8 protein-coding genes and 1 pseudogene are annotated in these 11677 nt (G+C 70.1%); 3 read left to right on the forward strand and 6 right to left on the reverse strand.

The annotated features are described in order from the left end of the window. The 3 genes and pseudogenes from D7Y11_RS38225 to D7Y11_RS38235 form a co-directional block, all read left to right on the forward strand. A pseudogene (locus D7Y11_RS38225) lies at positions 1-370 on the forward strand (alpha/beta hydrolase); the annotation flags it as partial. A gap of 158 nt (positions 371-528) precedes the next feature. Beyond that, the gene (locus D7Y11_RS38230) at positions 529-2343 is read left to right on the forward strand and encodes a S8 family serine peptidase (protein WP_126936140.1); all 1815 of its coding nucleotides are present in this window, start codon (positions 529-531) and stop codon (positions 2341-2343) included. Then, on the forward strand, positions 2340-2555 hold the full coding sequence (locus D7Y11_RS38235) for a DUF5818 domain-containing protein (RefSeq protein WP_120580769.1): 216 nt from the start codon (positions 2340-2342) through the stop codon (positions 2553-2555). Before D7Y11_RS38230 ends, D7Y11_RS38235 begins: the two co-directional genes overlap by 4 nt. Positions 2556-2588: 33 nt before the next feature. Here D7Y11_RS38235 and D7Y11_RS38240 read toward each other — a convergent pair whose 3' ends face one another. The 6 genes from D7Y11_RS38240 to D7Y11_RS38265 all read right to left on the reverse strand — a co-directional run. Then, on the reverse strand, positions 2589-3761 hold the full coding sequence (locus D7Y11_RS38240) for a type II CAAX endopeptidase family protein (RefSeq protein WP_233607533.1): 1173 nt from the start codon (positions 3759-3761) through the stop codon (positions 2589-2591). A 77-nt stretch (positions 3762-3838) separates the two neighbouring features. Next, positions 3839-6394: a 1-acyl-sn-glycerol-3-phosphate acyltransferase gene (locus tag D7Y11_RS38245; RefSeq protein ID WP_120580768.1), complete on the reverse strand. Its 2556-nt coding sequence runs from the start codon at positions 6392-6394 to the stop codon at positions 3839-3841. Between the two features lie 14 nt (positions 6395-6408). Then, positions 6409-8130, reverse strand: coding sequence for an arginine--tRNA ligase (gene argS, locus D7Y11_RS38250; RefSeq protein ID WP_120580767.1), 1722 nt, complete (start codon positions 8128-8130; stop codon positions 6409-6411). A 74-nt stretch (positions 8131-8204) separates the two neighbouring features. After that, positions 8205-9905, reverse strand: coding sequence for a hybrid sensor histidine kinase/response regulator (locus tag D7Y11_RS38255; protein ID WP_120599119.1), 1701 nt, complete (start codon positions 9903-9905; stop codon positions 8205-8207). Positions 9906-10043: 138 nt separating this feature from the next. Beyond that, the gene (locus tag D7Y11_RS38260) at positions 10044-10772 is read right to left on the reverse strand and encodes a HEAT repeat domain-containing protein (RefSeq protein WP_120580766.1); all 729 of its coding nucleotides are present in this window, start codon (positions 10770-10772) and stop codon (positions 10044-10046) included. Between the two features lie 81 nt (positions 10773-10853). Next, positions 10854-11677 (reverse strand): DnaJ C-terminal domain-containing protein (locus tag D7Y11_RS38265; RefSeq protein ID WP_126936141.1); only part of this gene is annotated, 824 nt, incomplete at its 5' end.

The following is an 11677-nucleotide window of genomic DNA, read 5'->3' on the forward strand; positions in this document are numbered from 1 at the left end:
GGTGGAGGACGCGGAGGCCGCGATGCGGGTGACGTTGGAGAACGCGGGGACGACGGCGCTCGCGGTGGCGTCCCTGTACGGGGGGGCCCGGGTGGCGTTGGCGCTCCAGGAGCGGCACCCGGCCGTGGGCGGACTGTGTCTGGTGGCGCCGGATGTGGACCCGCTGTCACTCGTGCGACTGTCGTGTCCGCTGCTGGTGATTGTGGGGGCGGAGGACACCCGGGTGCCCCGGGCGGCGCTGGCCGCGGCTGTCGCGGAGGCCGGGGGCGATTTAGAGGTCATCGACGATGCCGGGGCGACCTTCCATCGCAACCTTCCCCAGGTGGGGCGGGCGGCGGCGGCGTGGCTCCAGCGCCTGTCGGGTGGGTAGGGCGTTGGCGTGCAAACCGTTGGACTTCTTCACCTTTCTTCATCCCCTGCGCCTTGCACGGCCGGCCGGGGGGCGGACAGACTGAAAGCGCAGACCCAATCGTCCCGCCGTGCGTTCGTAGTGGGTCTTCGAGGCGTCTTCGTTCAAGGAGTGTCCCGATGCGGATGAGGCGATGGAACGTGGTTCTCGCGGCGCTGGCCCTGTCGGCCTCGGCGTGCGCTTCCGCATCGCGGGAGCCGGAGGCCCCCGCCGGGCAGGACCTGGCGGCAGCGCAGGCGGAGGTGTCCCAGGCGGTGGCGGAAGGCTCGGACGACGTGGTGTCCGGCGCCATCGTGGTGGACTTCAAGGACGGCACCACCAAGGAGCAGTTCGACGCCTGGGAGCAGGAGTGGGGCGTGGACCTGGAGTTCAACTCCCTGGAGGGTCCTCGCACGGGTGTCACGCTGGCGGTGGGCGTGGACGGCGTGGAGGACGTGCTCCCGCGCATCCGCCAGAACCCGGCGGTGGAGTCCGCCGAGCCGCTCATGCAGGTGCGCACCAGCTACACGCCGAACGACCCCCAGTTCGAGTCCCAGTGGAACCTCCGGATGATCGACATGCCGAAGGCCTGGGACGGCAACCGGGGCAAGGGCGTGGTGGTGGCGGTCATCGACACGGGCATCGCCTACGAGGACCACGACGACTTCAAGCAGGTGCCGGACCTGAAGGGCGTGTCGTTCGTGAAGGGCTATGACTTCGTCAACGACGACGAGCACGCCAACGACGACCATGGCCACGGCACGCACGTGGCGGGCACCATCGCGCAGGCCACCAACAACGGCGAGGGCGTGGCGGGCGTGGCGTTCGACGCGACGCTGATGCCGCTCAAGGTGCTGAACCACTTCGGCAGTGGCACCTCCGCGGACATCGCGGACGCCATCCGCTTCGCGGCGGACCACGACGCGAAGGTCATCAATATGTCGCTGGGTGGTGGCCTGTATTCGCAGGTCATGGCCAGCGCGGTGGAGTACGCGCGCAAGAAGGGCGTCACCGTGGTGGCCGCGGCGGGCAACACCGGGCGCGGCAAGGTGGAGTTCCCTGCGGCGTACCCGGGCGCGGTGGCGGTGAGCGCGGTGGGCCCGGCCGGCACGCGCGCGCCGTACTCGTCCTACGGCAAGGAGCTGGACATCGCGGCGCCCGGTGGTGACAAGAGCCGGGGCGATACGGGCGGCATCCTGCAGAACACCATCGACCCGCGCGACCCGTCGCGCTCCATCTACGCCTGGTACCAGGGCACCAGCATGGCCGCGCCGCACGTGGCTGCCGTCGCCGCGATGCTCTACGGCGCGGGCGCCACCACGCCGGACGAGGTGGAGCAGGCGCTCTACGCCGGCGCCAAGGCGACGGAGAACCAGGCCTGGTCGGAGGAGTACGGCCATGGCGTCCTCAACGCGAATGCCTCGCTGAAGGCCTTCAACGGCGCTTCGCCCCGGTGGCCGTCGCTGGGCTGGGCCGCGGCGCTGCTCGCGCTGGTGCTGCTCACGCTGCGTGGACGCGAGCGCCCGGGCTACCTCAACGTGCTCTTCCGCCCGGCGTTCCTCGTGCCGTTGGTGCTCTCCACGGTGGGCTTCTTCTTCCTGCGCACCTGGTTCGCGGGTGCGGCGGGCGCGGCCCAGGACGTGGTGAGCGTGGCGTCGCTGCCCATCCCGGACTGGCAGCGCATCATCTTCGGCCGGGGCGCGGTGAACCCGCTGTTCTACAGCGCGCTCATTCCCCTGGTGCTGTCGCTGCCGGCCATCGCGTGGCGGGGCTTCCGGCCGGCGGTGGGCGGCCTGGCGTTGGGCTTCGCGGGCTTCCTGGCCTACGCGGCGTGGGTGGGCGCTCCGGCGCTGGCGTGGATGCCGTTCACCTTCCTGGCGAAGCCGTGGCTGGGCTTCAACACGGTGGTGTGCCTCGTCATCGCCCGCGCGATGCTCAAGCGGGAGGACGCATGAAGCTCTCCGGCACGGTGCAGTACCAGGACCTGGAGGGCGGCGTGTGGGTCCTGAAGGCCGACGACGGCCGGACGTACCAGCTCGCGGGCGGTGACCGGAAGATCAAGAAGGACGGTCAGCGCATCTCCGCCGAGGGCAGCATCCAGCGCGACGCCGTCACCGCCGCCATGGTGGGGCCGGTGTTCCACGTCAGCTCGTACAAGTCGGAGTGACGTCGTGCCCGGGGGGAGTCATCCCTCCGGGCCTCAGCGGCTGCGCTTGTCCTTGCTGGGGCCATAGGCCTCCGACTGGCGCAGCCGCTCTTCTTCGTAGGCCTCCATGGGCACCTCGCCCTTGCGTACGGCGTCGCGGAGCTGCCGCATGGCCTTGCGCTCGGCCTGGAGCGCGGGAGCCGCGTCCTTGGGCAGCGGATCCACCGGGTGCTGGACGTCGTAGACGCTCAGCGACACGCCACGCCCATCCACGAGGCCCAGCCCCACCAGGGACAGCGTGGCCGCCATCACCCAGGGCAGCAGCTGGAGGGCGAAGAGGGGCACGGGCTTCGTGGCGCGCACCTCCTCATCGCTGGGGGGAGTGCCGCGTCCCCACACGGAAGGGAAGTGCCGGGACGCTGCGCGCAGGCCCAGCAGCGCCGTCCAGCCCACCAGCACCAGACCCACCACGGCGCGCCAGTCCGTCACGTCGTCCGTCGCTCCGTCCTTCGCGAGCCCCGAGTGCGTGGCGATGAGGAACAGCGCCGATGACACGATGTTGTTGGCCGCATGCGCCGCGATGCCCGGCCACAGCGAGCCGGTGCGCCAGAAGAGCCAGCCGAACAGCAATCCCAGCTCCGCGCGGGCGAGGAAGCCCACCGGATCCAGGTGGAACGCGCTGAACACCACGGACGAGATGATCAGCGCGCGCCAGGGGGATGCGGGGGCTGGCGGCGTCAGGGAGCGCTGGAAGAGGCCGCGGAAGAAGACCTCTTCGCACAGCGGAGCGGCCACGGACACGCCGCCCAGCAGCAGCGCCAGCTCAATCGGCGTCTGGCCTTCGAAGAGGCGCGAGGCGTCGAACATCTCCCGCAGCCATGCGGGAGCCACCTTCTGCGCGAGGAACTGTACGGGCACCACCACGCCGACGAAGTTGGCCACGCCCAGCAGGAAGCCGAACAGGGTGGGGGCGCCCAGGAACGGCGTGAGGCCCACGTACGCGGCGGGCCGGTACCCTGAGCGGCGCAGCATGATCCACGCGAGGCCCAGGAAGAGGAACACCTCCGTGAACCATACGCCGAAGGCGGGGTTGAGCAACTGGGTGACGGCGCCCACCGTCACGAAGAGCCCGAAGGCCAGGGCCGCGGCGAGCACGGGGTGGGGCGGCGACAGCGGCGCGGGGGCCTCCGCCGGCCGCGGGTCGCTGGAAGGGAAGGCTTCGTCCACCGTGTCGTCTCCTGCCCCCTCTCCGTCAGGCGGAGAGGGGTGGGGTGCCGCGTTCGCTTCGAGGAGGAAGTGCTTCGTCAGGCCCGGTGGAGGTAGCCGCGGATCTCCTCCGCGAGCGGGTTCTTCCGGGGAAGCTCCGCCGCCGCGGCCGGGTCACCCAGCCGCAGCTTCTTGTCCTCTTCCACGAGGATGCGCTGATCCAACAGGTACTCCACCGCGTTCTCCAGCGTCGTCTTCGCCAGGGACTCGGCGGCGGTGATGCGGCCGGCGTTGTACTCGCCGCGCCCCGTCTCCAGCGCCAGCTTGACGAACGTCTTGCGGTCGGTGGCCACGCCCGCGGCCACGTCCGGCAACGTCATGGCGGCCAGCAGGTAGGCCTCCAGGAAGTCGCGCAGCAGGTCCGCCAGGAACTCCAGGTCCGGCTGGGCGTGGGCCTCCGGCGCGCGCGTGAGCGTGTCGCCCTCGTGGATGACCAGACCCATGCGCACAAGCCGCTCCACGCACTCGGCGAAGATGGTGTCGAACGACGCGCCCACCCGGTAGATGAACTCCACCTTGAAGAGGCGCGACAGGAACAGCGCGCGGGCCTTCACGGTGTCGTACGGCGCGGGCGTGCCCGCGAGCAGCGCGTTGGCCACCAGGCTGCGCGCGGCCACCAGGTTCATCAGCGTGTTCTTGTAGAAGGACATCTCCGGGCGGCGTGAATCCTCCACCTGGTAGCTGACCTCGCCGCGCGCCTCCTTCGTGCGCACCATCTCGTCGGAGATGAACTCACGCATCGCGTCCTGGATGGGGCCCAGCGTCTCCGGGTTGCTCGGCGCGTTGGCCAGTTCCTTGGACAGCCGCGCGCCGTCCTCGGAAGCGATGCGGCGCAGCAGGCTGATCCGATCCGTGAGCTCGCGCTGGGTGAGGCCGCGCCGGCGGTGGGCCAGGAGCGACGCGCTCACCAGCGCGTGAGGCGTGACGGTGGACACCTTGCTGATGCCGTACATCACGCGGTTGCCCAGCGCGCGCACCAGGCCCTTCTTCTGCTCGTCCGTCACCGGCTCCTGCGGCGACAGGCCACGCGCCTGCATGAACTCCACCAGCGACAGCGGCTCGTCGAAGGTGAGGTGGATGCGCCCGTAGCGCGCGGCCAGCACCTTGGGCGCGCTCAAGAGGGCCTTCAGGTCCTCCGGCTTCTTCTCCCCGCCGGCCAGCTCCTTCGAGTAGCTGTCGGACTCCACCACCTTCTCGTAGTCGATGGAGACGGGCACGAAGTAGAGGTCGTTGCGCGCGCCATCCAGCACCGCCTCGACCTGCCACGTGAGCATGCCCAGCTTGGGCGTGAGCAGCTTGCCCGTGCGCGAGCGGCCACCCTCCGGGAAGAACTCCTGGTGGATGCCGTCATGCACCAGCTTCTTGATGTACGCCTTGAAGGACGCGGCGTAGACCTTGTCGCCCTTGAACGAGCGACGCAGGAAGAATGCGCCGCAGCGGCGGAACAGCACGCCCAGGGGCCAGAAGGACAGGTTCGCGCCCGCGGCCACCAGTGGCGCGGTGTAGCCCCGGTTCCAGAGCACCCAGCTCATCACCAGGTAGTCCACGTGGCTCTTGTGGCTGGGGCAGAGCACCACCGGCGCCTTGCCCGCGGCCTTGAGCGCCCGGTGCAGCCCGGCCTCGTCCACGCCGATGCCGTCGTAGATGCGGTTGAACACCCACTCCAGCATCGGCGCGATGAGCGCCAGCACGGACGGGTTGGGCTTGGCGGCAATGGCTTCCAGGTTGCGCTGGGCCTCGCGGTACACGCTCGAGGGCTTGCGGCCCGTGGCGGCGGCGTGCTCGTCCAGCACCTTGCGCAGCTGACGGTCGCGCAGCGTCTCCTCGATGAGCCGGTCCGTGGGCTTCTGCGGCGGGCCGAACACCGCGCGCGTCTCACGCGCGAGGAACACGTGCAGCGTGCTGCGCACCTTGCGCGCCAGCACCTCGTCGCTGACGCCCGGGTTCTCCTCGATGAAGCGGCGCAGGTCGATGGGCTCTCCCACGCGGAACTGCGCGCGCTTGTAGTTGCGGAAGAACGCCACCATGGAGTGCACGAAGCCCGGTGCCTCCGGGCTTCCGAACAGCGCGTCGCGCCAGCCCGGCTTGAGCTTCGCGGGGCGCTTCTCCCAGACGAACAGCTCCGGCACCAGGAACACCGGGCGCTCGGAGCCGCGCGCCAGCCGCACCAGTTCGGGGAAGGGGTCCTCGCGCGTCTCCTTGCCGGAGGCATGCAGGAGCGCCGTGCGGCGCAGGAACACCAGGCCGCTGCCGCCCTGCTCGCGGGCGTAGCGGAAGCGCTCCTCCACCGCGCCGCCCTGCGCCGTCTGGCGCCAGGGTTTGGTGAACCAGGGGCGCAGGTTCACCACCGCGCGGATGGGCGGCATGGCCCGGCGGACCATGGCCCACGCGATGTAGAGGAAGTTGATCCACGCCGTGGTGCGCATGACGTGCACCACGAAGCCCCGGGCGCTGAGCGCGCGCAGCTCGTTCTCGGCCTCCGGCGGGAAGTGCACCCCGTCGAAGTACCGAGCCCCGAGCACCCGGGACATGGGACCGAATTCCTCCTTCAAAGCCTCTCCTTGCGTCGCGGTCTGCGCCAGCGCGGTGTCCATCGCAGCCCCCCAGGCTACATGTTTTCCGGCGTCGGGATGCCCAGCAAGGTGAGCCCCGCCGCCAGCGTGATGCGCGTCGCGTCCGTGAGCGCCAGCCGGGCCGCGCGCACCGCGTCATTCCCCTCCACGAGGATGCGCTTGTCGCGGTCCTTGTTGCCGGCCGTGTAGTAGCGGCTGTACGCCGCCGCCACGTCCAGGAGCAGCCGCGCCACCAGGCTGGGCTCGTACTGCTCCGCCGCCGCCTTCACCGTGTCCGGCAGCCGCATCAGCTCACGCACCAGGGCCTGCTCTTCCGGGAGCGTGAGCAGGGACGGATCATACGCCGAGGGCACGCCGCCGCCCTTGCGCAGCACGTTCGCGCTCCGGGCATGCGCGTACTGGAGATAGGGCCCCGTGTGCCCCTCGAGGCTCGTCACCTCGTCCCAGTCGAACGTGTAGTCGCTGGCGCGGTTGTGCTTGAGGTCGCCGAAGACGATGGCGCCCAGGCCGATCTGCTCCGCCAGCGCCTCCGCGTCGGTCGTCTCCAGGTTGCCCTGCGCGACGTTCTCTTTCACGCGCTGGAGCACGCGCTCCTTCGCCTCGTCCAGCACCTGATCCAGCTCCACCACCTGGCCCTTGCGCGTGCTCATGCCGTGGATGCGGCCGAACGGCACGTGCACGCACTTGTCCGCCCACGGCTGGCCCATCTCCGTCAGGGTGCGGAACACCTGCCGGAAGTGCAGCGCCTGGTCCTGCGCGACGACGTAGAGCGACTTGTCGAAGTTGAAGCGCGCGTGGCGGTCCTCTGCGGCGGCCAGATCGCGCGTGGCGTAGAGCGTGCTGCCGTCGTTCTTCTTGAGGAGCACGGGCGGCTCGCCGTCCGCGTAGGGCATGTCCACGATGATGGCGCCCTGGGACTCCTTCACGCCGGGCTTCTTCGCGATCTGCTCGATGACCGCGTCCATCTTGCCCTGGTAGCGGCTCTCGCCCTCGATGTGTTCGAAGTCGATACCCATGCGCGCGTAGACGCGCTTGAAGCCCTTGAGGCTCGTCTCCCGGAACTGGTTCCAGAGCTTCATCGCCTCCGGATCGCCCGCCTCCATGCGGCGGAAGAACTCGCGGGCCTTCTCATCGAAGGCCGGGTCTTCACCGGCGCGCTTGTTGGCCTGAACGTAGACCTGGACCAGATGTGCCATGTCCTCCCGGAGTTCCTCCTTGCCGAACTCCTGGAAGCCCACGGCGACGAGGCCGAACTGCTTGCCCCAGTCACCCAGGTAGTTGACGCCCTCCACGCGCCAGCCCAGCGCGCGGTACAGGTTCGCGATGCAGTGGCCCAGGAACGTGGTGCGGATGTGGTGGAAGCCAATGGGCTTGGCGATGTTGGGCGACGAGTAGTCGATGACCACCGTCTTGCCCTTGCCGTCCTCCGCGTCGCTGCCGTAGGCGAGCCCCGCCAGTCGCACGCCGTCGATGACCTCCTGGGTGAAGGGGAGGGGGAGGAATCGCGCGTTGACGTAGGGGCCCACGGCCTTGACCTCCAGGCCCGGGACCTGGAGCGCCTGCGCGAGCTGCGCGGCGATGGCGGGGGGCGCCTTCTTCTGCGCCTTGGCGAGAGGGAAGGTGGCGAAGCTCAGGTCGCCGTGCGCGGGATCCGCGGGCTTGACCTGGGGCTCGATGTCAGCGGCGGGGACACCCAGGGCCCCGGCGAGGGCCTGGGCGAACGCGGCGCGATAGCGGCTATAGACAGAAGTGCTCATGGACCGCGCGGATACTACCCAAGGCGGGGCGCCTTCCATCCACCTCTTCTGTGGGGAAGGCGTCAGAGCGTCATTCAGGTCACGGCGGGGCCGCGGCTCTTGGGGCGCACCACCGAGGCCACGGTGTCCAGCAGCTTGGGCAGCTTCAGAGGCTTCTCGAAGTACCCGTCGATGCGGTCCGGCCCTTCACCCGAGGTGAGGGACGCGACGTCGCTCGCGCCGGAGATGATGTAGACGACCACGTCCGCCAGCGACTCCGTGGTGCGGATGTAGTGGAGCACGGAGCGTCCGTCCTCCCCCGACAGCCGCAGGTCCAGCAGCACCATGGCCGGACGGATGTGGGACAGGATGGAGCGCGCCTCGGCGGCGCCGGAGGTGGCCATCACCCGGTAGCCCTCCTGCTCCAGCACCTGCTCCAGCACCTCGCGGCAGTCCACGTCGTCTTCCACCAGGAGGATGCCGCCCGCCTTGGGCGCGGCCTGGTTCACGTCCGGGGCGCTCACGGCGCTCGCGAACAGGGGCAGGACCATCTGGAACGTGCTGCCCTCGCCCAGGATGCTGCTGGCGTCCACGCGGCCGCCGTGCAGCGCGACAATCTTGGCGACCAGTGGCAGGCCCAGGCCCGTGCCCGGGGGACGGGGCATGCCCGGCTGCGCCCGGTAGAACGAGTCGAACACGTGCTCCAGGGCTTCCGCCGTCATGCCCTGGCCGGAGTCCTTCACGGTGAGGACGCCCAGGCCCTCGCTGGACGACACGCTCACCTCGACGACGTCGTCCGTCTCGCTGTGGTGGATGCCGTTCTCCACGAGGTTGTGGATGGCCTCGGAGATGCGCTCGCGGTCGCCCCGGACGAACACCTCCGGGCAGGGGGGAATCACCACGCGCACGCGGCTGTGCTCCGCGACGGCGCCCAGCCCGCGCACCACCTCTTCCGCCACGGCCTTGAGGCCGAAGGGGCGCTGGTTGAGCTGCATCTTCCCGGACGACAGCCGGGACATCAGCACCAGGTCGTTCACCTGCTGGAGCAGCCGGTCCGCGTTGCGATCACAGATCTGCACCGCGCGGCGCTGCCCGTCCGTCAGCGTGCCCAGCTTCTCCCGGCCCAGCATGGCCAGGTAGGCCTTGATGGTGGTGAGCGGGTTCTTCAAGTCATGGGACACATTGCCGAGCAGCTCCTCGCGGTTCTGCTCCAGGCTCTTCAAGCCCGCGATGGCCGTCTGCAGGTCCTTGTTGCGCCGGGCGCTGTCGTCGCGCAGCCGGGCCACCTCGTAGGCGGCGGTGAGCTGCGACGCCAGTGACTGCATCAGCACGTCGGACGCCTTCCGGCGCGCGCCCAGCACCACCAGCACGCCCGTCACGCCTTGCGGTCCCTCCAGGGGCACGGCGACGGTGTCGTCCTCACGCAACAGCACCTTGTCGGTGAAGCACCGGCCCACCACGCCCTCGCCCGGGACGGCGGCGGTGACGCGCTCGTCGTAGCGTCCGCGCACGTGCTCCACGTGCAACTGGTTGCGCGACGGGAAGTGGCGCGCGACGTAGCAGACCTTCGGCTTGAGCAGCGTGTGGAGCGTCTGCAGCTGCGCGCGCAGGGCCTCGGTGGGGCCCGCGTTGTCGGTGAGCTGCCGGCCCATCTCCAGCAAGGCCTGGGCGGCGGTATCAGTGTCCACCGGAGGAGGCGGTTTCGCCGCCCGCTTCGGTGGAGCCTTCTTCGCGATGGTGGCGGGGCGCAGCGGGACGACCTCTGCGAGCTGCGGACCCTTCTTCTTCGATGGCACGCGTGAATCCTGCTTCATGTCTCGCGTGGGAGGGAACCGCACCGAAGCCCGGTGCCCTCCACCAACGCCGAGCGTGTCAGGTGCCCGACAGCCCCCCAGCCCCGCTGTCCGCTTCCCTGGCCGGGGTACTGGAATGACTCAGGGTCGGCGCTGGATGCGGCCGTCCTTGTCCAGGCTGTAGGGCTCCACGAGGGCGGCCTGCACCTTCTCCTGGTAGCCCTGCACGCCGAAGCCGCTCTCCGCCAGGGCCGACAGCGCCACGGTCTGCACGCGGCGCGCGGTGTCCTCGGAGGTGAGCAGCTTGAGCAGGGGCTCGCGCGCCGGCTCGTACTTCAGGGGCCCCAGGACGTTGATGGCGGCGATCTTCACGTCGTCGGACATGTCCTCCAGGAAGGGGAGGACGGCCGGGGCCACGCGCGGATCCTGCTTGCCCAGCACGTGGTGGAGCAGCACGACCTTCTTCTCCGGGTCGCGCGTGTAGCGGGAGGACAGGTGCTGGAGCGTGTCCGCGATGACGCCCATGAGCGCGTCCTCGGCGAGCAGCTCCTGGAGGATGCGCAGCGCCCAGGACGTGGCCTGATCACTCGACTTGAGGAAGGCGCTCACCGGCGCGACGGCGTCCTGGCCGAAGTGCTTGATCAGCTCGAAGGTGTGCTCCTTCTCGTCGGCGTCGGTGGTGAGCGGGTCCACGGTGATGGTGAACCGGCTGAGCAGCACCGTGACGGCCTCGGGGTACTTCATCTCCCCCAGCTGCTGCAGGGCCTTCTGCCGCGTGGACGGCTCCCCGTACTTCTGGGTCACCTTGGACTTGAGCTTGAGGGCTTTGTCGGGGCCCGAGCCGCCCGTGAGGAAATCGAAGAGACCCATAAGTACGTACCCGCTCCGGAATCGGAAGAGTGGAGGCGCGATGTAGGACGGTGCGCCTTCCAGGACAAGTGGCAACGACAACTACAACGTCAGCTCCCGGCGCACGTCGCCCCGGTAGGCCCGCGCCAGCGTCTCCGCGGCGGCCCGGACCTCGTCCGTGGCCTCCTCGGGGACCTTCACCTGGAGCAGCAGGTACATGTCGCCCGGAGTACCGCCCCGGAGCGACGGCACGCCGCGCCCCTTGAGCCGCATCTTGCGGCCGGACTGTGAACCTTGAGGCACCTTCAGCGTCACCTCACCCTGGAACGTAGGCACGCGCACCTCGCCGCCCAGCAGCGCCTCGGAGACCGTCACCGGCAGGTCCAGGTAGAGGTCGTCGCCCTCGCGGCGCACCAGCGGATGCTCGGCCACCTCCGTCTCGATGTAGAGGTCCCCCGGAGGGCCCCCCTGGACGCCCGCCGCGCCCTGGCCGGCCAGCCGCACCTTGGAGCCGGTGACGACGCCCGCCGGAATCTTCACCGTCAGCCGGGTCGTCTCCTCCTTGATGCCGCTCCCACCGCACTGGGAGCAGGGCTCCGGGGCCTTCCCGCTGCCGCGGCAGGTGGGGCACACGCCGGATCCGCCGAACATGGCGCCGCCCCGCCGGGCCCGGCCCGTGCCGTTGCAGGTGGGGCACGTCACGAGCTTCCCGGTGTTGCCCTCGCCGTGGCACTTGGAGCAGCGGCCCGGCCGCTGGAGCGTCAACGTGCGCTCGGTGCCGGTGACGGCCTCCGCGAGCGAAACCTGCACGCGGGTCGTCAGATCATCGCCGCGCTCGGCCGCGGTGGACCGGCTGCCGCCCCGGCCCCGCCCGAAGAGGTCGTTGATGTCGAAGCCGCCAGCGCCCCCGCCGCCTCCGCCCGAGC

Origin of the sequence: Corallococcus sp. AB018 (genome assembly GCF_003986945.1) — a bacterium.
Classification (GTDB): domain Bacteria; phylum Myxococcota; class Myxococcia; order Myxococcales; family Myxococcaceae; genus Corallococcus; species Corallococcus exiguus.

Coding starts and splice junctions, on each gene's coding strand:
- D7Y11_RS38245 (WP_120580768.1), bottom strand. CDS start 6,394: ATGGACACCGCGCTGGCGCAGACCGCGACGCAAGGAGAGGCTTTGAAG.
- D7Y11_RS38235 (WP_120580769.1), top strand. CDS start 2,340: ATGAAGCTCTCCGGCACGGTGCAGTACCAGGACCTGGAGGGCGGCGTG.
- D7Y11_RS38230 (WP_126936140.1), top strand. CDS start 529: ATGCGGATGAGGCGATGGAACGTGGTTCTCGCGGCGCTGGCCCTGTCG.
- D7Y11_RS38260 (WP_120580766.1), bottom strand. CDS start 10,772: ATGGGTCTCTTCGATTTCCTCACGGGCGGCTCGGGCCCCGACAAAGCC.
- argS (WP_120580767.1), bottom strand. CDS start 8,130: ATGAGCACTTCTGTCTATAGCCGCTATCGCGCCGCGTTCGCCCAGGCC.